Origin of the sequence: Mesotoga infera, from assembly GCF_900157305.1 — a bacterium.
Classification (GTDB): domain Bacteria; phylum Thermotogota; class Thermotogae; order Petrotogales; family Kosmotogaceae; genus Mesotoga; species Mesotoga infera.
Genome location: NZ_LS974202.1, coordinates 723388 through 745857, shown reverse-complemented (window position 1 = coordinate 745857; position 22470 = coordinate 723388). Strand labels below are relative to the sequence as shown.

The 22470-nt window shown below is 49.3% G+C and carries 19 protein-coding genes; 9 read left to right on the top strand and 10 right to left on the bottom strand.

Features of this window, described 5'->3' with window-relative positions; genetic code table 11:
• The first annotated feature begins 38 nt into the window (after positions 1–38).
• The 3 genes from MESINF_RS03495 to MESINF_RS03485 all read left to right on the top strand — a co-directional run bounded on the left by MESINF_RS03495 (position 39) and on the right by MESINF_RS03485 (position 4445).
• A complete protein-coding gene (locus MESINF_RS03495) occupies positions 39–2759 on the top strand; it encodes a cation-translocating P-type ATPase (RefSeq protein ID WP_169698558.1) in 2721 nt (906 codons plus the stop codon).
• 845 nt (positions 2760–3604) lie between these two features.
• Positions 3605–3742: a hypothetical protein gene (locus tag MESINF_RS03490; RefSeq protein WP_169698557.1), complete on the top strand. Its 138-nt coding sequence runs from the start codon at positions 3605–3607 to the stop codon at positions 3740–3742.
• Positions 3743–3923: 181 nt separating this feature from the next.
• On the top strand, positions 3924–4445 hold the full coding sequence (locus tag MESINF_RS03485; protein ID WP_231936839.1) for a reverse transcriptase domain-containing protein: 522 nt from the start codon (positions 3924–3926) through the stop codon (positions 4443–4445).
• Between the two features lie 48 nt (positions 4446–4493).
• Here the strand turns inward: MESINF_RS03485 and istB (MESINF_RS03480) are convergent, their stop codons facing one another.
• Positions 4494–5270 carry an IS21-like element helper ATPase IstB gene (gene istB / locus MESINF_RS03480; RefSeq protein ID WP_169698556.1) on the bottom strand — a complete coding sequence of 259 codons (777 nt, stop codon included), beginning with the start codon at positions 5268–5270 and terminating at the stop codon, positions 4494–4496.
• Between the two features lies 1 nt (position 5271).
• Positions 5272–6363: an IS21 family transposase gene (istA, locus tag MESINF_RS03475; RefSeq protein WP_169698555.1), complete on the bottom strand. Its 1092-nt coding sequence runs from the start codon at positions 6361–6363 to the stop codon at positions 5272–5274.
• A 119-nt stretch (positions 6364–6482) separates the two neighbouring features.
• On the opposite strand from istA (MESINF_RS03475), the gene MESINF_RS03470 reads away from it, so the two are divergent.
• On the top strand, positions 6483–7265 hold the full coding sequence (locus tag MESINF_RS03470) for a reverse transcriptase domain-containing protein (protein ID WP_231936838.1): 783 nt from the start codon (positions 6483–6485) through the stop codon (positions 7263–7265).
• A 579-nt stretch (positions 7266–7844) separates the two neighbouring features.
• Here the strand turns inward: MESINF_RS03470 and istB (MESINF_RS03465) are convergent.
• Together istB (MESINF_RS03465) and istA (MESINF_RS03460) are read right to left on the bottom strand one after the other, a co-directional pair.
• Positions 7845–8621, bottom strand: coding sequence for an IS21-like element helper ATPase IstB (gene istB / locus MESINF_RS03465; RefSeq protein ID WP_169698556.1), 777 nt, complete (start codon positions 8619–8621; stop codon positions 7845–7847).
• 1 nt (position 8622) lies between these two features.
• Positions 8623–9714, bottom strand: coding sequence for an IS21 family transposase (gene istA, locus MESINF_RS03460; protein ID WP_169698555.1), 1092 nt, complete (start codon positions 9712–9714; stop codon positions 8623–8625).
• A 119-nt stretch (positions 9715–9833) separates the two neighbouring features.
• Between istA (MESINF_RS03460) and MESINF_RS03455 the strand changes: the two genes are divergently transcribed.
• Positions 9834–10616: a reverse transcriptase domain-containing protein gene (locus tag MESINF_RS03455; RefSeq protein ID WP_231936837.1), complete on the top strand. Its 783-nt coding sequence runs from the start codon at positions 9834–9836 to the stop codon at positions 10614–10616.
• 155 nt (positions 10617–10771) lie between these two features.
• Here MESINF_RS03455 and MESINF_RS03450 read toward each other — a convergent pair whose 3' ends face one another.
• The gene (locus MESINF_RS03450) at positions 10772–11980 is read right to left on the bottom strand and encodes an ATP-binding protein (RefSeq protein ID WP_169698554.1); all 1209 of its coding nucleotides are present in this window, start codon (positions 11978–11980) and stop codon (positions 10772–10774) included.
• Between the two features lie 1278 nt (positions 11981–13258).
• Between MESINF_RS03450 and MESINF_RS03445 the strand changes: the two genes are divergently transcribed.
• Together MESINF_RS03445 and MESINF_RS03440 are read left to right on the top strand one after the other, a co-directional pair.
• Positions 13259–14038, top strand: a complete 780-nt coding sequence (locus MESINF_RS03445; RefSeq protein WP_169698553.1) for a MetQ/NlpA family ABC transporter substrate-binding protein — start codon at positions 13259–13261, stop codon at positions 14036–14038.
• Between the two features lie 138 nt (positions 14039–14176).
• Complete coding sequence (locus MESINF_RS03440) at positions 14177–14605, top strand: hypothetical protein (protein ID WP_169698552.1); 429 nt, start codon at positions 14177–14179, stop codon at positions 14603–14605.
• A gap of 115 nt (positions 14606–14720) precedes the next feature.
• On the opposite strand, the gene MESINF_RS03435 is transcribed toward MESINF_RS03440, so the two are convergent.
• On the bottom strand, positions 14721–14846 hold the full coding sequence (locus tag MESINF_RS03435; protein WP_197712706.1) for a desulfoferrodoxin FeS4 iron-binding domain-containing protein: 126 nt from the start codon (positions 14844–14846) through the stop codon (positions 14721–14723).
• 71 nt (positions 14847–14917) lie between these two features.
• Here MESINF_RS03435 and MESINF_RS03430 point away from each other — a divergent pair, with 71 nt between their 5' ends.
• Entirely contained in the window at positions 14918–15352 is a 435-nt protein-coding gene (locus MESINF_RS03430; protein WP_169698550.1) for a hypothetical protein, read from the top strand.
• A 14-nt stretch (positions 15353–15366) separates the two neighbouring features.
• On the opposite strand, the gene MESINF_RS03425 is transcribed toward MESINF_RS03430, so the two are convergent.
• The 4 genes from MESINF_RS03425 to dnaK form a co-directional block, all read right to left on the bottom strand.
• A complete protein-coding gene (locus MESINF_RS03425; protein ID WP_169698549.1) occupies positions 15367–16320 on the bottom strand; it encodes a 2-hydroxyacid dehydrogenase in 954 nt (317 codons plus the stop codon).
• Between the two features lie 81 nt (positions 16321–16401).
• Positions 16402–18780 carry an ATP-dependent Clp protease ATP-binding subunit gene (locus MESINF_RS03420; RefSeq protein WP_169698548.1) on the bottom strand — a complete coding sequence of 793 codons (2379 nt, stop codon included), beginning with the start codon at positions 18778–18780 and terminating at the stop codon, positions 16402–16404.
• Between the two features lie 55 nt (positions 18781–18835).
• Complete coding sequence (locus tag MESINF_RS03415; protein WP_169698547.1) at positions 18836–19282, bottom strand: Hsp20/alpha crystallin family protein; 447 nt, start codon at positions 19280–19282, stop codon at positions 18836–18838.
• A gap of 28 nt (positions 19283–19310) precedes the next feature.
• The gene (gene dnaK / locus MESINF_RS03410; RefSeq protein WP_169698546.1) at positions 19311–21146 is read right to left on the bottom strand and encodes a molecular chaperone DnaK; all 1836 of its coding nucleotides are present in this window, start codon (positions 21144–21146) and stop codon (positions 19311–19313) included.
• Between the two features lie 343 nt (positions 21147–21489).
• Here dnaK and MESINF_RS03405 point away from each other — a divergent pair, with 343 nt between their 5' ends.
• The gene (locus tag MESINF_RS03405) at positions 21490–22293 is read left to right on the top strand and encodes a mechanosensitive ion channel family protein (protein WP_169698545.1); all 804 of its coding nucleotides are present in this window, start codon (positions 21490–21492) and stop codon (positions 22291–22293) included.
• The last annotated feature ends 177 nt before the right edge of the window (positions 22294–22470 follow it).

The following is a 22470-nucleotide window of genomic DNA, read 5'->3' as shown; positions in this document are numbered from 1 at the left end:
AACTTGTACCAAAGAGAACGTTCGCGGGGGGTCGTATAATGGAAAGCATGTACCGGCTCGAGAAAAAAGAAGCGATACGGAGGCTGAACTCTAGAGAAGAGGGGCTCTCTCCGGTAGAGGTAAGGGAGAGGCTCGAAAAATTCGGCAGGAACGAACTGAGCGAGAAAAACAAGAGAAGCCCGTGGAAGATACTTCTCGCCCAGCTGTCCTCGGTTATGATCATAATACTGATCGCCGCGGCAATTATAACGGCCTTCATAGGAGAGATCAGGGATACGATAGTTGTACTGGCGGTAGTCACGCTCAACACTATTCTCGGCTTCTCCCAGGAGTACAAGGCCGAAAAGGCCATGTCCGCCCTGAAAAGGCTGTCCGTCCCGAAGGTGAAGGTAAGACGCGAGGGCAAAACGGTCGAGATAAGCGCGGTCGAAGTCGTCCCCGGCGATATAGTGATCCTGGAGGCTGGCAACATAGTCCCCGCCGATATGCGTCTCATCGAAACAAGTAACCTCAAGATACAGGAATCGGCCCTGACGGGTGAATCGGAAGCGGTAGACAAACATAGCGGGATAATAGAGGATAAAAACCCTGCGCTCGGCGACAGGAAAAACATGGCCTACTCGAGTACCGTTGTCACTTACGGAAGGGGAACGGGAATCGTGACGGCGACCGGTATGAGCACGGAGATCGGTCGAATCGCCACGATGATACAGGACACACGCGAAGGCCAGACGCCGCTCCAGAAGAACCTCGACCAGCTCGGCAAGGTTCTGGCGCTTCTGGCGATGGGCATAGTCGCCGTTATCTTCGTGATGGGGCTTCTAAGGGGAGAAGATCTCGAGCTTATGTTCCTGACCGCCGTCTCGTTCGCCGTAGCCGCCGTTCCGGAAGGCCTTCCGACAGTGGTGACGATAGCACTTGCCCTTGGCGCCCAGCGGATGCTCAAGAAAAATGCGCTCATACGCAAACTCACGGCCGTCGAAACTCTCGGCTCAGTAACGGTGATATGTTCGGACAAGACGGGAACGATAACCGAGAACAGAATGCGCGTAACTCTCCTCGAGATGGCCGGGCGAAGGCTGGATTTTGGAAAGGAAGACGAACCCGATCCCGAGTCGCTTCCCGAGGACGATAACAGGGCGCTGGAGATAATGCTCACAGGAGGGGCTCTCTGCAACGACGCCACTATCAAGCCACCGGTACAAAAAAAGCAACAGGTCGATATGATCGGAGACCCTACCGAAGGCGCGCTTGTATATGCCGCCTACAGGGTCGGAATTGAAAAGGGCGATCTCGAACAGGCGATGCCCAGAGTTCTCGAAAAGCCTTTCGACTCGGAGAGAAAGAGAATGACAACCGTACACGCGATCGAATCCGACCCGAAAGGCGCAGTCGCCGCCGATGTTCCCGAACACTTACGAGAGCATGGAATAGAGAAATACGTCGCCTTCACCAAGGGAGCCGTAGATTCGCTCATGGAGGTGTGCGATAGAGTACTGGAAGGAGACGAAGTACACCCCCTCGACGAAGGGTGGAAGAGCAGAATCGTGGAGAGCAACAACTCGATGGCCTCCAATGGCATGCGTGTGCTCGGCATAGCCTTCAGACCGGTCGAAGAGAGCGAAGTCGAGAGTGAAACCGTGGAGGAGAGAGATCTGATCTTCATAGGGATGTTCGGTATGATGGACCCGGCGAGAGAGGGTGTCAAAGAATCGATCGTAACCGCCAAAGAGGCAGGGATACGAACTATAATGATCACCGGCGACCATCCCCTGACGGCCGGATACATCGCCGCCAGTCTTACGATGATAGACGACAGATCCCAGGTCAAGACCGGCCGTGATATAGAGCTCCTCTCCAACGACGAACTCGACAGGGTCACGGCCTCAACTTCAGTGTACGCGAGGGTCGCCCCGGAACACAAATTGAAGATAGTCGGTTCGCTCCAGAGACAGGGCAACATAGTGGCCATGACCGGCGACGGCGTGAACGACGCGCCGGCCCTGAAGCAGGCCGATATAGGCGTGGCGATGGGTATAACCGGAACGGATGTGACCAAAGAAGTAGCCGACATGGTGCTGACAGACGACAACTTCACCACTATCGTCTCGGCCGTGCGCGAAGGAAGGACTATCTACGACAACATACAGAAGTTCATAAGATACATACTGGCTTCGAACTTCGGCGAGATCTGGGTAATGCTCCTCGGTCCATTCATGGGCATATCTCTGCCGCTTGCGCCACTCCAGATACTGTGGATAAACCTTATAACCGACGGGCTTCCTGCGCTGGCGCTGGCGGTGGAACCTCCCGAAGACGACATAATGAAGCGACCTCCCAACCCCTCGCAACAGCACGTCTTCGCAAACGGCGGCTGGACGGTGACGCTGATAGGTCTCATTATGGCTGCCTTCTCGCTGGGTACTGGCTACATATACTGGCTCGGCGATAGCAACGGCCCGTGGAGAACGATGATCTTCTCGACGCTGGTCTTTTCGCAGCTCTTCCTGGTGATGGCGATCAGATCGAGAAAGAAATCCGTCTTCAGGACTAGCCTGCGCACCAACAAATTCCTCGTGCTTGCCGTGGCCGGAAGTTTCCTGCTCCAACTGAGCGTCATCTATATCCCGTTCATGAAGAGACTCTTCTCTACACAGCATCTGGGATTGGTCGATCTTATCATCTCGATCGCGCTGGGAAGCGCCATACTCTGGTTATACGAAATAAAGAAGGCCCTCTCTGCTAGAAGGCGTTCCTGATGTTAGTCGTGTAACGAGAAGAACCGTCCTTGGAAGAGCGGGAAGAGCCGTCCAGCGTCCTTCGTCCCAGAGCGTGGACCCGTCCTTCGAAAGAGCGAAAGAGCGGGAAGAGCCGGAACGAGAAGAGGAGAGAGGGCGAGACACGAGCAGCGGGTCTCGGGTTTCGGGTCTAGGGTCTAGAACGCGAAAAACGCGGTTTTTCGCGGTCTTTGCTCCTTTTCGTCATGCCGGACCTGATCCGGCATCTTTGCTCCTTCGAAAGAGCAAGAGCGAGATCCCGTATAAGAGCACTACGGGATGACACGAGTGGGGCATTACGGGATGATAGCCCCCTCACGTCATTCTGGCATGTTCCTAGCCAGAATCCCGCCTTTTCCTCCTTCCCGTCATGCCGGACCTGATCCGGCATCTCCGCTCCTTCGAAAGAGCGGAAGAGCGGGAAGAGCCGGAACGAGAAGAGGAGAGAGGGCGAGACACGAGCAGCGGGTCTCGGGTTTCGGGTCTAGGGTCTAGAACGCGAAAAACGCGGTTTTTCGCGGTCTTTGCTCCTTTTCGTCATGCCGGACCTGATCCGGCATCTCGTGCGCCCGGCATGGTACACAACTATAGGGTGAAAGACCCGAATGTGGGGAGTCAAAGAAGCATTAGCCAGAGGCAAGGGTGTCACTGGTAACGGTGAATCTGAAGGAAGCCCGAGGCAAAGTCCGGAACTGAACGAAAGTGAACCAGAGATGGCCGTTACAGAGGGTAACCCTGCGAGATAAGGGAAAGCCCTGACTCCAGCTGTAAAGGTTCGGATGGCAGGATTCGGATGAAAGTGGTGTATCTTACCCGGGGAAGTCCTCATGAGTCCGAAAGGGGTAACCGTTAGCAAGGAGGAGATCCAAGTTAAGGGAAAGCTCAGGAGGATGGCAGATGAACCCGTAGTAGTGAAGAACCTCTCCGAAAGGAGAAGGGACCTTGGCTATAAGCCAAGGGGGTGATGAGGAGGTCGAAAGGCTCCATCACTTGCGAAGGGGAGAAGGATCGAAGAAATGTGATCGGAAGACAGTGAAGAGACTTAGGTCAGACAGTTAAAGACAAGGTACATATTCCCGGGAGGGTAGAGAAGCCAGTCATTAATTGTCGCAACAATATCTGAGGCTGGAGCTGTTGGAAGGGAGCATGCAGGAGAAAGAGATGAAGTATTACAGTCTAATCGACAAAGTCTATTCGAAGAAGAACCTATTGAAAGCCTATCACAGGGTAAACTCCAACAGAGGAGCTCCTGGGATAGACGGAGTAACCGTAAAATCATTCGGGGAGAAACTCCTCGAAGAAATCGAGAGATTATCCGAAGAAATCAAGAGCGGTGAGTACATGCCCATGCCACTCAGGAGAGTAGAAATCCCAAAAGCAGATGGTAAAACAAGGCAATTGGGAATACCTGCTGTGAGAGACAGGGTGGTACAACAATCTCTCAAGGAGATACTGGAACCTATACTCGAGGAAAGATTCCACCCCTCCAGTTACGGTTACAGAAAGGGAAGAAATGCCTGGCAGGCGGTGGAGAAGGCGAAAGCTTTTGCATCCAAATACGGTCTGTGCAATGTAGTGGAACTTGACCTGAGCAAATGTTTCGACACTCTGGATCATGAGAAGATAATAGACTCCGTAGCAGAGTGTCAACATCAATCGGAAATGTGAAAAAACATCGATCGGAAATGTGGAAAAACATCAACGATTTTTGTGAAATCAATGACCAGGCGAACTAATCAATTGTGTACCAATAAGACCGGTTTTCTGTTTCTCTCTAAGCCTGTAACTCTTTCCTCGTATGTTGACAATGGTACAGTGATGCAATAGTCTGTCAAGAACGGCTGTTGCGAGTATCTCGTCTTCAAAGATTCTGTTCCATTCTGCAAAGCCTCTGTTTGAAGTAAGAATTATGCTTCCCTTTTCGTATTTCTCACTCACCAGTTCAAAGAAGAGCTTTGCACCTTCATTTTCAAGTGGGAGATACCCCAACTCGTCTACAATGAGTAGCTCAATCGATTTGAAGTAACCTATCGTCTTTTCAAACCGTCTTTCAGAAAAGGCCTTCTTCAGTTTGTCCACAAGCGATATTGCATTCACAAAGTAAACTTTCTTCCCTTCTCTGAGCGCTTCCATTCCCAGGGCTACTGCCAGATGTGTTTTTCCAACCCCGGGAGGTCCAAGCAGAACGACATTCTCTTTTTCGTACAGGAATCTCAAGCTCTTCAGTTCCATTATCTGTTTCCTGTCTATTGAAGGCTGAAAGGAGAAGTCGAATTCTTCGAGTGTTTTGTGAAATGGAAGTCCACTGTATTTGAGAGCTGTGAGATATCTTCTTTCACTCTTCTCCTTTACTTCAGCCAGCAGTAATTCTTCCAAGAGCTCGGTTACATCTTTCTCTCCTTTGCCCCAATTGTGTAGAGAGAAATCCAGCGAGTTCATCATTCCGGTAAGCTTGAGCGATTCCATTAACTCTCTCACTTTTTCGTATGCCATTTCATGCCCCCACCAGTTTCTGGTATTCCTTCAAGGACCTTACTTCAACCTGGTCTTTGAGTGGCTGGCTGTTGATCAGATCATCTTCACAATAAATCTTCAGCATCTGACCTTCCGTTTGCAGGTTGACTTTCTTGCCGGTGTATTTCTCAGGTACCCTGTAAGCTCTTTCTTTGTAAATGACCTGTCCGGACTCTCTTACCAGCCTTGTGTTTAATCTCCTCAAGGGATAGAATCTAGTTAGTTTATTCAGATGTTCCTTTTCCCTCTCGAACCTCTCGAGAGGGGTTTCTTTTAGATAAGAATGTAATCTCTGGTTGGCAATGACCAACCAATCGAGAAGAGTGTTCTCTAATTCAGAGAGGCTTGAGTAGCTTTGAGCATACAGTATGTTGTTTCTCACATACGGAACCATCCTCTCAACCTTCCCTTTGGCCTTCGGGTTGTATGGACGATGAGTTATTATCCTGAAGCCATAGAAGTCTGCGAAATCTGTGAACTTGGCATTGTATTCTTTCTTCCTCTCAAGAGACTTGACCACGGCTTTCATGTTGTCGTACAGCCCTTCATGTGGATAACCTCCGAAGTATTCGAATGCCTTGTTGTGAGCTTGAAGAAGTGTCTCAAGCTTCTCGTCATTGACTATCTGGACATACAACATTCGCGAGTATCCTAGGACCATGGTGAAGAACTTTATCACCACCGACTTTCCACCTATCCTGGTCTCACCCTCTCCCCAATCGGCCTGGAATTGCCTGCCCGGAGCTGTCTCAAATCTTGTGCTCTCAATTTCATCCTCCGGACGTATGGAGTGCACATACATCCGAACTATCGTCATTCCTCCGGTGTAACCTTGAGCCTTTATCTCTTTGAACAACACTGTGGCTTTTATTGACGGATACTCTTCTAGCCTTTTGATTATGTGCTCTTTGTAAGGATCCAGTTTTGAAATACCCTTCATCTTCTTCCAATCCTCCTTCAAATACTTGCTGACTGTGTTTTCATGGCAGCCCATTTCTCTGGCTATCTCTCTGTTTGTAATTCCCCTCTTGCTAAGTATTCTTATTTCAATGACCTGCTTCTCTCCCAACATCTGAATACCCCCTTTTTGCCTGAGAATATTCAAATGTTAGTCCACAATTTCTCCCGATGCTTTTTCACATTTTCTACCGGCGTTTTTCTTATTTTACTGTTGATGTCGACACAGAGAGAGTGAGTGATGGAAAGATACTCAAACTCATACGCGCAATGCTGAAGAGCGGAGTAATGGAAGATGGAGTCTGGAAGGCAACAGAAACTGGCAGTCCACAGGGTAGTGTAATAAGTCCCCTGCTGGCGAACATCTACCTGGACGAGTTCGACCAGAAGATGAAAGCCAGAGGAATAAGGATAGTCAGATATGCAGACGACATATTAATCTTCTCGAAAACCCAGGAAGAAGCCCGAGAGTTTCTGGCAATCGCGATCAACATACTGGAGATTGACATGAAGCTCAAGGTCAACAGAAACAAGACGAGAATCACAACACTGGAGGAGGGCTTTCACTTTCTTGGCTTCGAAATAAAAGGCGAGAGAGTTGGGATAGAGAAATCCAGATTGAAAAGGTTCAAGGGAAAGGTCAAGGGACTTACAAGAAGGAACCAGAGCACACCGGTAAAGGAAATAGTGAAAGAGCTAAATCCACTGTTGAGAGGATTTGCCAGCTATTTCAGGATAGTAGACTTACAATCTACCTTGAGAGGGCTTTTGAGCTGGATAAGGAGAAGGCTTAGAGCCATCATACTACACCAGTGGAAGAGCACAAAGAAACTGAACAGAGTCCTTAGAAGGGCTGGATGGGAAGAGAAAGTCAATTTGAGAATGAACAAATGGCGCTCTTCTCACACAAAAGCAGTCAATTACGCCATTCCCAACAGGTTCTTTGAAGAGATGAACTTATTCGATATGACATCGTACTATCATCCCCTGTCGAAGTATCCGATACTCGATCCATGAGCCGTGTACGAGGCCCGTACGCACGGTTCTGTGAGAGGACGAGGGGCTCCGCCCCTCTCCTACTCGATCGCTCTTTCCTCTGTCTTGAACCAGGAACGAGGAGCCTGGACTCGCAGCGTCGGAACGAGGAACTGCACGAAGGACGGGTCCATGATCTGGGACGAACAACGAAGGACGGCTCTTCTGAGCGAGATCCCGTATAGGATCATTACGGGATGACGGTCCTTCTTCCTTCCCATCATTCTAAGCTTGACTCAGAATCTCGTGCGCCCGGCATGGTACACAACTATAGGGTGAAAGACCCGAATGTGGGGAGTCAAAGAAGCATTAGCCAGAGGCAAGGGTGTCACTGGTAACGGTGAATCTGAAGGAAGCCCGAGGCAAAGTCCGGAACTGAACGAAAGTGAACCAGAGATGGCCGTTACAGAGGGTAACCCTGCGAGATAAGGGAAAGCCCTGACTCCAGCTGTAAAGGTTCGGATGGCAGGATTCGGATGAAAGTGGTGTTGTCAACATCAATCGGAAATGTGAAAAAACATCGATCGGAAATGTGGAAAAACATCAACGATTTTTGTGAAATCAATGACCAGGCGAACTAATCAATTGTGTACCAATAAGACCGGTTTTCTGTTTCTCTCTAAGCCTGTAACTCTTTCCTCGTATGTTGACAATGGTACAGTGATGCAATAGTCTGTCAAGAACGGCTGTTGCGAGTATCTCGTCTTCAAAGATTCTGTTCCATTCTGCAAAGCCTCTGTTTGAAGTAAGAATTATGCTTCCCTTTTCGTATTTCTCACTCACCAGTTCAAAGAAGAGCTTTGCACCTTCATTTTCAAGTGGGAGATACCCCAACTCGTCTACAATGAGTAGCTCAATCGATTTGAAGTAACCTATCGTCTTTTCAAACCGTCTTTCAGAAAAGGCCTTCTTCAGTTTGTCCACAAGCGATATTGCATTCACAAAGTAAACTTTCTTCCCTTCTCTGAGCGCTTCCATTCCCAGGGCTACTGCCAGATGTGTTTTTCCAACCCCGGGAGGTCCAAGCAGAACGACATTCTCTTTTTCGTACAGGAATCTCAAGCTCTTCAGTTCCATTATCTGTTTCCTGTCTATTGAAGGCTGAAAGGAGAAGTCGAATTCTTCGAGTGTTTTGTGAAATGGAAGTCCACTGTATTTGAGAGCTGTGAGATATCTTCTTTCACTCTTCTCCTTTACTTCAGCCAGCAGTAATTCTTCCAAGAGCTCGGTTACATCTTTCTCTCCTTTGCCCCAATTGTGTAGAGAGAAATCCAGCGAGTTCATCATTCCGGTAAGCTTGAGCGATTCCATTAACTCTCTCACTTTTTCGTATGCCATTTCATGCCCCCACCAGTTTCTGGTATTCCTTCAAGGACCTTACTTCAACCTGGTCTTTGAGTGGCTGGCTGTTGATCAGATCATCTTCACAATAAATCTTCAGCATCTGACCTTCCGTTTGCAGGTTGACTTTCTTGCCGGTGTATTTCTCAGGTACCCTGTAAGCTCTTTCTTTGTAAATGACCTGTCCGGACTCTCTTACCAGCCTTGTGTTTAATCTCCTCAAGGGATAGAATCTAGTTAGTTTATTCAGATGTTCCTTTTCCCTCTCGAACCTCTCGAGAGGGGTTTCTTTTAGATAAGAATGTAATCTCTGGTTGGCAATGACCAACCAATCGAGAAGAGTGTTCTCTAATTCAGAGAGGCTTGAGTAGCTTTGAGCATACAGTATGTTGTTTCTCACATACGGAACCATCCTCTCAACCTTCCCTTTGGCCTTCGGGTTGTATGGACGATGAGTTATTATCCTGAAGCCATAGAAGTCTGCGAAATCTGTGAACTTGGCATTGTATTCTTTCTTCCTCTCAAGAGACTTGACCACGGCTTTCATGTTGTCGTACAGCCCTTCATGTGGATAACCTCCGAAGTATTCGAATGCCTTGTTATGAGCTTGAAGAAGTGTCTCAAGCTTCTCGTCATTGACTATCTGGACATACAACATTCGCGAGTATCCTAGGACCATGGTGAAGAACTTTATCACCACCGACTTTCCACCTATCCTGGTCTCACCCTCTCCCCAATCGGCCTGGAATTGCCTGCCCGGAGCTGTCTCAAATCTTGTGCTCTCAATTTCATCCTCCGGACGTATGGAGTGCACATACATCCGAACTATCGTCATTCCTCCGGTGTAACCTTGAGCCTTTATCTCTTTGAACAACACTGTGGCTTTTATTGACGGATACTCTTCTAGCCTTTTGATTATGTGCTCTTTGTAAGGATCCAGTTTTGAAATACCCTTCATCTTCTTCCAATCCTCCTTCAAATACTTGCTGACTGTGTTTTCATGGCAGCCCATTTCTCTGGCTATCTCTCTGTTTGTAATTCCCCTCTTGCTAAGTATTCTTATTTCAATGACCTGCTTCTCTCCCAACATCTGAATACCCCCTTTTTGCCTGAGAATATTCAAATGTTAGTCCACAATTTCTCCCGATGCTTTTTCACATTTTCTACCGGCGTTTTTCTTATTTTACTGTTGATGTCGACACAGAGAGAGTGAGTGATGGAAAGATACTCAAACTCATACGCGCAATGCTGAAGAGCGGAGTAATGGAAGATGGAGTCTGGAAGGCAACAGAAACTGGCAGTCCACAGGGTAGTGTAATAAGTCCCCTGCTGGCGAACATCTACCTGGACGAGTTCGACCAGAAGATGAAAGCCAGAGGAATAAGGATAGTCAGATATGCAGACGACATATTAATCTTCTCGAAAACCCAGGAAGAAGCCCGAGAGTTTCTGGCAATCGCGATCAACATACTGGAGATTGACATGAAGCTCAAGGTCAACAGAAACAAGACGAGAATCACAACACTGGAGGAGGGCTTTCACTTTCTTGGCTTCGAAATAAAAGGCGAGAGAGTTGGGATAGAGAAATCCAGATTGAAAAGGTTCAAGGGAAAGGTCAAGGGACTTACAAGAAGGAACCAGAGCACACCGGTAAAGGAAATAGTGAAAGAGCTAAATCCACTGTTGAGAGGATTTGCCAGCTATTTCAGGATAGTAGACTTACAATCTACCTTGAGAGGGCTTTTGAGCTGGATAAGGAGAAGGCTTAGAGCCATCATACTACACCAGTGGAAGAGCACAAAGAAACTGAACAGAGTCCTTAGAAGGGCTGGATGGGAAGAGAAAGTCAATTTGAGAATGAACAAATGGCGCTCTTCTCACACAAAAGCAGTCAATTACGCCATTCCCAACAGGTTCTTTGAAGAGATAAACTTATTCGATATGACATCGTACTATCATCCCCTGTCGAAGTATCCGATACTCGATCCATGAGCCGTGTACGAGGCCCGTACGCACGGTTCTGTGAGAGGACGAGGGGCTCCGCCCCTCTCCTACTCGATTGTCCTGAGAGAGAGCGAAAGAGCAGTTATTCGTTCCGACGTTACGCGTCCAGGTTCGGAGGTACAGAATCCGAAATGATGCCTCTCCTAATAGAGAAACCCGAAGAGGAACAGCGGGATAACGTTCTCGAACCCGATTTCGATGCCGTCACGCAGTACGAATCCATTTGAGAAATCCTTGAGCTGGCGTCTTCCTTTGTCTGGACCACCGACTTCGAAAGTAATCTCCTTGTTTTTTTCTCTCAGGGTAAAGTCGCTGCTGGCCGGTACGCAAATTCCCAGATGACCGACTTGCGAAACGAAGAAGGCTTCGCGTATCGTTCCCATGTTTGCTTCAAGATTCCATTGCGAAAGGCCGAGAGCATAATAGAGATTGGTTTCGCCGAGAAAGACTTTTGAACCGCTGCGCATTCCTTTTATTCCTCTTCCGCATGGAAGGAGTCTTTTCAGAATTCCCGCCCTCTCGAGAGAATCTAGATAGGAGTATAAGGTAACTTTGGTTATTCCTAACTCCTTACATAGCGACTCGGGAGAGATTGAAGGAACAACACTGGTTGCCACAAAGGCGATGATCTTCTTAATGATTGTTGCCGCCTCACCTCTCAGCGAATCTTGTTCGACAACATCCTGATAAATCGCTTTGTCTAGAGTGTTTAGTATTCTCTCGTAGTAAGAGCCGTACGAAAGACGGAAAGGGTATGAGCCGGTTCTCAAGTACTCCCTGAACAGCTCCAGCGGCTGTAGCTTCTGAAGCTTTCTGCCGATATTTATATGATTCTCGAGAAGCTCACTGATACTTAATGCGGGAAAATTCTCGCCTTTCTCCAGATTGACGAATTCTCTGAATGAGAGATGCCTCAGTTCACTCAATACCGCTCGCCTTGAGAGGTCTGCGGTCCCTTTCATTACGGAGTACCTCGAGCTGCCCGAGAATTGAATCCGCTTTCCCGGATGCGAGTCATGCAAGGCTTTGATGTCATTTGCCCATCCCGGCTGTCTATGAGCTTCATCTACCACTAGCGTCTTTCCGCCAAGCTTGAAGAATGTGTCTCCTATGGCGTATATTCCCTCTCTGAGAACTAAGGGATTGTCTCCGGAGATGTATAGAAAACCCTTCTGTCCTTTCTCAAGGATCTTCTGCAGAAGCAAAGTCGTCTTTCCGCAGCCTCTGGCTCCAACGATTCCCAGAAGCGGATCGTTCCAATCAATGAGCTCATACGCATAACGCTTGAACTCTGTAGGAACAGAACTGAGAAGCCTCTCCTGAATCTCAAAAAAGGGTTGAAGGTCTACCATATCGCACCTCCATTTAGTTTATTACATTATACCATTCTAGCGATTTGAGTTTAATATATTTTACTGTGGGAACATATGAAGGGAGACATAGGGAGGGCAGACTCCGTTTTATCAAGAGCAGTTCCTCGTTCCGATGCTGTGCAGAAAGAACCGTCCTCCGAGAAGAGCGGTTCCGGCGCGTTGCGCCCAGGTTATTGGTAAAAGATTCGAGAGGAGGAGAGAGGACGAGACACGAGCAGCGGGTCTCGGGTTTCGGGTCTAGGGTCTAGAACGCGAAAAACGCGGTTTTTCGCGGTCTTTGCTCCTTCCCGTCATGCCGGACTCACTTGATGTCATTCTGAGCTTGACTCAGAATCTGCTCTTTCAACCGTAAGGAGCGAGATCCCGTATAGGAGCATTACGGGATGACGGGATTGGTGCACTACGGGATGACAGTCTTACTCCCTTCCCGTCATTCTGAGCTTGACTCAGAATCACGGTTTTCTATGGAGTGGATCCCGGGTCGGAGCCCGGGATGACAGTCCCTTCGGGTCATCCTGACGTGCTCCTAGTCAGGATCTCCGTCTTCGCGAAAAACGGGACAGACGTCAGGAGCCCGTCAGTCCCCATTTTCGCGTCCTTCCCTCCTTCCTGTCATGCCGGACTTGATCCGGCATCTCCGCTCCTTCGAAAGAGCAAGAGCGAGATCCCGTATAGGAGCATTACGGGATGACCCTGAATAGGAGCATTTCAGGGCAGGCTCTTCAGGACAGGCTATTACGGGATGGCAGGATGGGGGCACTAAAGAGCGAGATCCCGTATAGGAGCATTACGGGATGACACGAGTGGGGCATTACGGGATGACAGTCCCTTCGGGTCATCCTGACGTGCTCCTAGTCAGGATCTCCGTCTTCGCGAAAAACGGGACAGACGTCAGGAGCCCGTCAGTCCCCATTTTCGCGTCCTTCCCTCCTTCCTGTCATGCCGGACTTGATCCGGCATCTCCGCTCTTTCGAAAGAGCGAGGAGAACTCTCGACGCTCTTTTTTATCCATAACCCTCCGGCGTGGGATCGTGCGTCACACAATTCACAATCATTTGATTTGTTCGAAATCACTTTTTTTGTATAATCCTTCCAATAACTCGGAGGGATTTATTTTGTCGATTTTGCGTGGGTTCATATTTATTGGCATGGTGATGTGCAGGGAAGCCCCGTTGCTCTGACAGGGTCTCTGTCGCTGTTAGAAATGCGGGGTGTCGCGAGACACCCCGTTTTTTTATTTTCTTCAGGAGGTGTTGTATGAAAAAGGTTTTACTGGTTCTGGTAGTCGTTATGGCGATCATCGTTTGTGGGGCTACTAAGGTGAAGATCGGAGTTACGCCGATCCCGTTCGTGGATATTCTCGAGTTTATCAGGCCTCAGCTGGAAGAGGCCGGCATTGAGCTGGAGATAGTCGTTTTCAGCGACTATGTTCTTCCAAATCTTGCGCTTTCTTCGAAGGAACTGGACGCCAACTTTTTTCAGCACGCGCAGTATTTGAAGTCCTTCACCGCACAAAGAGGGATCAAAGGATTGGTGCCCGCCGTCAATGTTCTCATAGCTCCTATGGGCTTTTATATGAAAAAGCCACTCGAGGAGCTGAAGAAGGGGGATAAAATAGCCCTGATGAACGACCCGACCAACGAGACGAGGGCGCTGCTTCTGCTTCACAACAACGGCCTGATAACGCTGAAGGATCCTTCTAAGGCCGATTTGACGGTAAGAGATATACAGGACAACCCGAAGGGGCTGGTACTGGTGGAGATGGAGGCGGGCTTTGTGCCGAGGGTGTTCAAAGAAGACGATACCGTCGTGGGGGCGGTTCTGAACGCCAATTATGCCCTGTCGATCGGATTGAATTCACAGAAGGACGCCACTTTCGTTGAGGATAGCAATTCGCCGTACGCCAATTTCATAGTCGTTCGCGAAGAAAACCTCAACAGCCAGTGGCTCGCCACTCTAAAGCAGATTATCACGCGTGATGAGGTGAGGCAGTTCATCTGGGACAAGTTCGAAGGCTCCATTGTTCCCACTTTTTAGAATATAGGGGGTTCTAGAAGGTGAAAAGCGGCCTTCGATGGCCGCTTTTTTATGTTCAACACAAACTGAAAAGCTCCAAAGTAAGGCGCAAGGCGTATAATTGAGGCGTCTTCAAAACTTTCAAGGGGAGGGGTTTAGGTGAAGAGATCAACATTTGCGCTTTCGATTGCCGGTCTGCTGGTGGTTTTTCTGCTGAGCGGTTGTTTCATCATCACGCCGATGGTCGGCGTCAGTAATCTGATCAACGATTTCGAGAAGTACTGGGAACAGGAGAGCTATGTCGCGCTGGGAGCTCTCTACACCGAGCCGGCCTTTGTAGGCGGAACCAGTTACACGAGGGACCAGATTGCGAGTCTTTACGGCTTGATATTTCTCATTAAGGATGTGAGTTACTTTCAATTCCTCTCCGATAAGAATATATCTTTCAAAACCGGTTTGAATGAGGCCGACGTGACTTTTTTGGCGAGAATCGGTTATATGGACGGCACGTTCGTCGAAAACAACTACAGCTGGACCGTCGTAAAGATCGGCAATAAATGGTACATAACTCAAAGCAACTCTTTATAGTCGCATTGATTCGCGTGAGACCGGGCAGATAAAATTGTAGCCACTATCGACCTCGAAGCGGTTGGATCGATATGCCTTACCCATTAAGAAAAAGCCCCGGACTTCGGGGCTTTTTTCATTTCTTGACCAGTTTCATCGGCTCTCCGCAGCAGACAAGCTCGCCGCCGCCGACTTCCTTCACTTCCACGACGTTTCCGCAGATTTCGCAGCGATAAACCTCTCCAACTTTTTTGACTTTCACTTTCTCAACTCCTTTCGGCCGTAAAACCATCCGTTGTTTCCATCAGTCAAACTATAAACGGAGGTGTAAGAATGGAACGAGTTTTTTTCACAGTGCTCCTTACGATCTTTGTGGTGGCGCTCGCCGCATCGCTGACACCTTATACTGAAGCCACTTTTTTCAGCCATCTCCAGGATGGAGCCTATGTTTATGGAGGAAGCGTGGTGCTCGGCTGGGACGTCACTATCCGCGGCAGCTCGTTGGTTTTGAACAACATAGATATCTGGTTCTCGAGCAGAAACTCCGGCGGCAGTATAGGGATAAAATCCGCTCCGTATATAGAAATCGTGAGCTATAACGTTTATCTTGGAACCACCCCCACCCCTCAAGTTTACACCAGCACGGCGTCGAACAGGGTCATTATAGACAGACTGTCTCCAAATATGACCTATTACTGGCAGATAGTGGCGGTGGACAGAAACGGCAGACGTTATTCCGGACCCGTCTGGTACTTCGTGACCAGGTAACCGGGTAAAACGTCTCAAATAACGGGATTGGGTGGCTCTTTGCCTTCGAGAACGGCCGCCACGTTTCGTCCGACCATTATGGCCATTTCCCTTCTGGCCTCGTTGGTTGCCGATCCGAGGTGGGGCAAAAGGACGACGTTTGGAAGATCTATCAGCTCCTGCGGCACGAACGGCTCCTCTTCATAGACGTCTAGCCCTGCTCCGGCTATCTTTCCATCTTTCAGGGCTTTGATCAAAGCTTTTTCATCTATGACGGCTCCGCGAGAGGTGTTGATGATTATCGCCTCCGGCTTCAGGAGAGAGAGTCTCTTTTCGTTGAGCAGATGGTAGGTCTCGCCCATGAGCGGCACATGCAAAGAAATGAAGTCCGAGCTTTTGAGTAGTTCTTCGAGGCTCACGTGTTTTACACAGAGCTCTTCTTCCTCCGATTGCAGGAGAGGCTTTCTGTTGTGATAGAGTATGTTCATGCCGAAGGCCTTCGCCCTGCTCGCCACGGCCTTTCCTATCCTGCCCATTCCTATTATTCCCAGGATCTTGCCCTTGAGCGCTGGGCCCTTGAGCAGGCCGGGCTTCCAGCCTTCGAATTTGTGCTCTCTCACGAGCCTGTCGCCTTCGACTATCTTCCTACTCGTTGCCAGAAGCAGTGCCATGGTGAGATCTGCAGTTGCGTCGGTCAGGGCTCCCGGAGTGTTGGTCACCCTTATTTTTCTCCTTTTGGCCTCTTCTATGTCTATGTTGTTGTACCCAACCGCGTAGTTGGCTATCACTTTCAGCTTCGGCAGCGACGAAATAACTTCGGAATCTATCCTGTCCGAGAGCAGTGAAATGAGCGCAGAGGCGTCGCGGGCCCCTTTGATTATCTCCTCCTTACTTAGAAAACGGTCCTCGTTGTTTCCGGAGATTTCGTAGTTCTTGAGAAGAAGCATACCTTCATCGGGGATTCTGTAAGTATAGAAAATTTTGTCCATTCAGGCACCTCCTTTAATAATGATATCATCTTGTATTTAAAGAAAAAGACCGGAGGGAGACACCCCTCCGGTCTTGAAAGGCTACCGGATATCCAGCTTTATTCCAAGTTCATCCGTATCGACCGACACCGTGGCTCCTTCCTGGAGTTTGCCGTCGATTATCATGTCGGCCACGGGTCCTTCTATGGTTCTTTCTATTAGGCGCCTCACCGGCCTTGCCCCGTAAAGTTTATCGTATCCGTTCTCGGCCAGATATTCGACGGCCGCGTCGGTGACGTCTATGCCTATGTTCTGCTCGCGTAATCGCTCTTCTATCTCCGAGAGTTGCAGTTTGACTATGCCCTTCATCGCCGAAGGATCGAGCGGTTCGAAGAGAACTATGGCATCCAGCCTGTTAAGGAACTCCGGCCTGAACGCTCTGCGCAGTTTTTCACCGGCGATTTCTTTGGCCCCAGGGTTCTCCCGTATGTCTGCCAGCTCTTCCGAGGCGATGTTGCTGGTCATTATTATGATCGTGTTTGCGAAGGAGACGGTCTTCCCCTTGCCATCGGTTAACCTCCCGTCGTCCATGGTTTGCAGAAGCACGTTGTGAACGTCGGGATGGGCCTTTTCGATTTCGTCCAGCAGGACCACCGAGTAAGGCCTTCTTCTAACGGCCTCAGTCAACTGCCCGCCCTCGTCGTAACCCACATAGCCCGGGGGCGCACCGATCAGCCTGGATACTGTGTGTTTCTCCATGTATTCCGACATATCCAGCCTCACCATGGCCTCTTCGCTTCCGAAGAGGAGGAAGGCAAGCGTTTTGGCCAGCTCGGTCTTTCCCACCCCGGTCGGTCCCATGAAGAGGAAGGAGCCCCAGGGTTTGCCGGGATCTTTCAAGCCCGCCCTGGCGCGGCGTATCGTCTGGGACACCACATCGACGGCTTCGTTTTGGTCCATGAACCTCTCGTGTATAAGTGATTCCAGGTTCTTCAGCCTGTCGCGCTCGGACTGGAGCATCTTGCCGGCCGGTATTCCCGTCCATTGCTCCACGACAGAGGCCACTATGTCCGGTGTGACCGCACTGCTGGTCGATTCGTTCGCTTCCCACCTGGCCTTTTCGGCCAGATACTCTTTCTTGAGCTGTTCAGCCCTGGTTTTCAATTCGGCGGCGGCTTTGTAATCGCCCTTTTCGGCCAGAGCGGTTATCTGTGCGTCCAGTTCCTTCAATTCCCTGTCCATGGATCTCAGGTTGTCGGGCATATAACCGGCCTTTAGCCTGACGAAGGACGCCGCCTCGTCTATGAGGTCGATGGCCTTGTCGGGGAGATATCTGTCGGGAATGTATTTTACGCTCAGATCCACGGCCGTCTTCAGCGCTTCATCGGTTATCTTTATCTCGTGGTGTTTCTCGTAGGTCTCTTTCAGGCCTCTCATTATTTCATAGGCCTCTTCTGTGGTCGGCTCATCGACCAGCACCGGCTGGAACCTTCTCTCGAGCGCCCTGTCTTTCTCTATGTATTTCCTGTATTCGTCAAGGGTTGTGGCACCCACGCACTGGAGCTCTCCCCTCGCCAGGGCCGGCTTCATTAGGTTCGCCGCGTCCATAGAGCCTTCGGCCGAGCCGGCACCAACTACGCTGTGGATCTCGTCGATGAAAAGAATCACGTCACCGGAGAGCTTCTTCACCGAGTCGATTATATCCTTCATCCTCTCTTCGAACTCTCCACGAAACTTCGTCCCGGCTACCAGTCTGCCCATATCGAGGGCGAGGACTCTCTTGTCCCTCAGATAATGCGGAACGTCCCCGCTGACTATTCTCTGGGAGAGACCCTCCACAATGGCCGTCTTCCCCACGCCCGGCTCGCCGACCAGCGCAGGGTTGTTCTTCGTTTTTCTTCCTATGATTTGAATAACCCTGCGAATCTCGTCCTCTCTTCCGATCACGGGCATCAATTTGCCTTCTCTGGCCAGTTGCGTCAGGTCTATCGTGTATTTCTTCAGGGAGTTCACGTTTTCGCTCTCTTCCGATTCGGCCACGTTTCTCCTTTTCAAAATGAGAGAGTAGATATTGTCTATATTGATGCCGTACTTCTGAAGGAGTCTGCTGGCGACCGCCGAAGTCTCCCTTACCATAGCCAGGAGTATGTGTTCCGTTCCGACCTTGGAATCCTGCATCCTTCTCGACTCGCTCCTGGCGTTTTCCAGTATGTGCCGGGCCTCGGGAGTTATGAAGATCTGGTTGGTAGATTGGCCAGAACTGCCGTAGCGGCCAATCACCTCTTCTACGTCCCTCCTCAGAGACTCTGTCTTTCCGTTTTTCTCCTTAAGAATATCCACGGCGATATTGTCGTCATCCTCGAGCATCGACAAAAGGATGTGTTCTGAGGCCAGCTGGTTTTGTCTGTAACGCGTGAGTATATCCTGAACATCCATCAGTATCTTTTTGGCCTTTTCCGTATATTCATCGTAGTTTATCATCTTGACCTCCAAAAAAGGGGCGCCTTCAAGCGCCCCTTTTCATCTTCTAGCACCTTCAGTCGATCTTGACCTGAATGGCTTCTTTCTTGACTTCCTCTTTCTTTGGAAGCTCGATCTTCAGAACACCGTCCTCGTACTTGGCCTTTATCTCTTCGGACTTAACATAGTCGGGCAGTCTGAAGATCCTCTGGAAGGCACCGCAGAAGCGCTCGTAGCGGTGGTAATCCCTTCCCTTGTCATCTCTTTCAAGCTTTTTCTCGCCCTTGATCGAGAGTACGTCTTCCTCTACTTTTATCTCCAGTTCGTCTTTCTTTATTCCGGGTACATCCATTTCGATGAAAACCGAGTTGTCTTTTTCGTAGATATCGACTTCCGGACTGATCATAGAGGTCTCTCTGGGCTGGTTGTTAAACCCTCTGAAGGCTTCGTTGAAAAGTCTGTCCATTTCCTTCTGGATCTCTTCGAACGGTCTGAAAACATCACTTCTTCTGATAGCCAACATTTTGAACACCTCCGTTTTTATATTATTTTCACTGATTGTCTTCCGGCGGTATGTACTCGGCGCCGCCGTCATTAACTTCGCCGCCATTTTCGGGACCCTGGTCGGTCTTTACCTGAGTCTTCTGGTAAACGCTCTGCCCGACCCTCATGCTCTCCTTCTGGAGCTGATCGAAGAGCAACTTCACTCTCTGCATATTGTCCTGGTTTATCGCGTCTCTCAGATCTTTCACAAGGCCTTCCAGCTTTCCCCTGTCCTCGGAAGAGATCTTGTCGCCGCTATCCTTCAGGAGCTTTTCTATGCTGTAGGCGAGTTGATCGGCCTGGTTTTTCAGTTCGACTTCCTGCTTCTTCTTTTTGTCCTGTTCTTCGTACTTTTTGGCGTCTTCGACGATTCTCTTGATTTCTTCTTCGGACATCTTCTGTCTTCCACTGACGACCATCGACTGCTCTCTGTTGGTTCCAAGATCCTTCGCCGACACATGAACTATTCCGTCGCTGTCTATATCGAACGTTACCTCTATCTGAGGAATTCCCCTCGGGGCCGGCGCTATACCGGTGAGCTTGAAACTTCCCAGTGCCATGTTGTCTTTGGCCATCGATCTTTCGCCCTGGTAAACGGCAACTTCCACTTCTGTCTGACCGTCGGCCGCCGTCGTGAAGACCTTGGACCTCTTGACAGGCACCGTCGAGTTTCTCTCGATTATCGGTTCCAGCAGGCCACCCATTACTTCAACTCCTAGAGTGAGGGGCGTTACGTCCACCAGAACGAGATCGCTTTCCACGCTTCCGGCGAGGATACCGCTCTGGAGAGCCGCACCGATCGCAACGGCCTCGTCCGGGTTGATGTTCTTGTTGGGTTCCTTGCCGAATATCGACTTGATGAAACTCTGGACCATGGGAATTCTAGTGGAACCACCGACCAGAAGTATCTCGTCCACTTCTTTTGGAGAGACCTTGGCGTCGCTCATTGCCCTCTCTATCTGTTCTCTGGTTCCCTCGACCAGATCTTTGATCAAAGACTCGAAGGTCGATCTGGTGATCTTCATCTCCAGATGGAGCGGTCCGTCGGCCGTCGCGGTTATGAAGGGGAGAGAGACCTCCGTTTCGTACTTCGCCGAGAGTTCAATCTTGGCCCTTTCTGCGGCGTCCTTAAGCCTCTGGAAAGCCTGCTTGTCCTTTCTGAGATCGACGTTGTTCTTCTTCCTGAAGTCCTCGGCTATGTAGTCGATGAGCAACTGGTCGAAATCGTCTCCACCGAGGTGGTTATTGCCCGAGGTCGAAAGAACTTCAACCACTCCGTCTCCTATGTCCAGCAGCGACACATCGAAAGTTCCGCCTCCCAGGTCGTAAACGATGATCTTCCTGTCTCCCTGCTTCTTATCGATACCGTATGCAACTGCCGCCGCCGTCGGTTCGTTAATTATTCTCAGAACTTCCATGCCGGCTATGATACCCGCTTCCTTGGTGGCCTGTCTCTGCGCATCGTTGAAGTACGCGGGGCAGGTGATAACCGCCTTCGTAACTTTTCCGCCTAGATAAGCCTCGGCATCGGCCTTCATCTTTTTGAGTATGTATGCGCTTATCTCTTGCGGAGTGTATTCTTTCTCATCTATCTTTATCGTGTAGTCCGAACCCATTTTCCTTTTGATAGATCTGACGGTTCTATCGGCGTTCAATATAGCCTGTCTCTTCGCCGGCTCACCTACGACTATCTCCCCGGTCTTGCTGAAGGAGACTATCGAAGGTGTGGTCCTGTTTCCTTCGGCGTTGGGTATCACCTCAACGCTGCCATCCTGCTTGACCCACGCTATAACCGAATTGGTCGTGCCCAGATCGATTCCTACCGTATATTCTTTATTTGCCATCCTGTTCCCCTCCTTGCTCAGCTCAACGCTTCTACATTTATATTATAGGTAAGAGTCCGGGCACTGTCAACAAGAATTTTTATTAATTATATACCACCAAAAGTCTCATCTAAAAAGCACTATAAATTAATAAATATAATCATAATCAAAATGTATAGCGTTCTTAGCTAAAGACTGATAAGAAGAAGATTCGCTTTTTAGTGATTCTTTTTTTGCCATAAAGGTGAAAGGTTTTTGCCCGCAAGAGTCGGGCTGTGCTCTCGACATCGATTCCAGACTTTTTATCCCGGCCGAAATATGTAAGAATAGAGTATAGTCTCTCAATCAGGAAGGAGTGAGTCGTTTGAGCGATACAGTGTCCATAATCATCGATTGGGCCATCAGGATAGGGGTAAGCATACTCATTTTCATAATAGCCCGGTGGTTGTCGAAGATCTTCTACAACGGCTTCATGAAACTGTCCAAGAAAACGGGGATAGTGAACGTGCAATACCAGAGAACCCTGAAGACATTGTTCAATATCGCTTTCTATGCGCTGGCCATTTTCATAATCGTGTCGGTTCTCTTCAAAAACCTAACCCCCGTTTTGACCGGACTCGGCGTTTCAAGCATCATAATAGGCCTGGCGGTCAAGGAACCCCTGGAAAACTTCATCTGCGGTATTCTCATTATGCTCAACAAACTCATATTGGAGGGAGAGGCCGTGGAAATCTCAGGCCAATCAGGTTCGATCGTCGAAATCAAGTTGAATCACGTGCTTCTGAAAACGTGGGATGGGAAGATGATAACCATGCCCAGCCGATCGGTCTGGACGGCGACCATAATCCACTTCTGGCCGGAGAATATAAGGCGAAACGATTTGAACGTAGGCGTTTCGTACTCCAGCGATTTGAACAAGGTCATGAGGGTACTTGAGGAATCGGTCAACTCGTATGAGAAGCTCTACAAAGACGAAAGTCACAAACCGGTTATCCAGTTCACAGGATACGGCAGCTCTTCGATAGATTTCGTTGTCCGTTTCTGGGTTGAAAGGAGTAACTTTGTCAATTCCAGCACGGATCTGGCGAAGATAATAAAGACAAAATTCGACGAAAACGGTATAGAGATTCCCTTCAGTCAGATCGACCTGCATATCAAGAAGGACTAGTTCTAGGAGCATGTCAGGATGACCCGAAGGGAGGAAAGAGCGGGATTCTGAGTCAAGCTCAGAATGACGGGAAGGAAGAAGGACCATCATCCCGTGTCATCCCGTAGTGCTTTTATACGGGATCTCGCTCTTCTCGTACGTCTCTAAACAGAGGTAAGAGGAGGAGAGGTAAGAGGT

Excerpts from the sequence above, each read along its gene's own strand:
- MESINF_RS03495 (WP_169698558.1), top strand. The coding sequence starts at position 39 with ATGGAAAGCATGTACCGGCTCGAGAAAAAAGAAGCGATACGGAGGCTG.
- MESINF_RS03490 (WP_169698557.1), top strand. The coding sequence starts at position 3,605 with ATGAGTCCGAAAGGGGTAACCGTTAGCAAGGAGGAGATCCAAGTTAAG.
- MESINF_RS03485 (WP_231936839.1), top strand. The coding sequence starts at position 3,924 with ATGCAGGAGAAAGAGATGAAGTATTACAGTCTAATCGACAAAGTCTAT.
- istB (WP_169698556.1), bottom strand. The coding sequence starts at position 5,270 with ATGGCATACGAAAAAGTGAGAGAGTTAATGGAATCGCTCAAGCTTACC.
- istA (WP_169698555.1), bottom strand. The coding sequence starts at position 6,363 with ATGTTGGGAGAGAAGCAGGTCATTGAAATAAGAATACTTAGCAAGAGG.
- istB (WP_169698556.1), bottom strand. The coding sequence starts at position 8,621 with ATGGCATACGAAAAAGTGAGAGAGTTAATGGAATCGCTCAAGCTTACC.
- istA (WP_169698555.1), bottom strand. The coding sequence starts at position 9,714 with ATGTTGGGAGAGAAGCAGGTCATTGAAATAAGAATACTTAGCAAGAGG.
- MESINF_RS03450 (WP_169698554.1), bottom strand. The coding sequence starts at position 11,980 with ATGGTAGACCTTCAACCCTTTTTTGAGATTCAGGAGAGGCTTCTCAGT.
- MESINF_RS03445 (WP_169698553.1), top strand. The coding sequence starts at position 13,259 with ATGAAAAAGGTTTTACTGGTTCTGGTAGTCGTTATGGCGATCATCGTT.
- MESINF_RS03430 (WP_169698550.1), top strand. The coding sequence starts at position 14,918 with ATGGAACGAGTTTTTTTCACAGTGCTCCTTACGATCTTTGTGGTGGCG.
- MESINF_RS03425 (WP_169698549.1), bottom strand. The coding sequence starts at position 16,320 with ATGGACAAAATTTTCTATACTTACAGAATCCCCGATGAAGGTATGCTT.
- MESINF_RS03420 (WP_169698548.1), bottom strand. The coding sequence starts at position 18,780 with ATGATAAACTACGATGAATATACGGAAAAGGCCAAAAAGATACTGATG.
- MESINF_RS03415 (WP_169698547.1), bottom strand. The coding sequence starts at position 19,282 with ATGTTGGCTATCAGAAGAAGTGATGTTTTCAGACCGTTCGAAGAGATC.
- dnaK (WP_169698546.1), bottom strand. The coding sequence starts at position 21,146 with ATGGCAAATAAAGAATATACGGTAGGAATCGATCTGGGCACGACCAAT.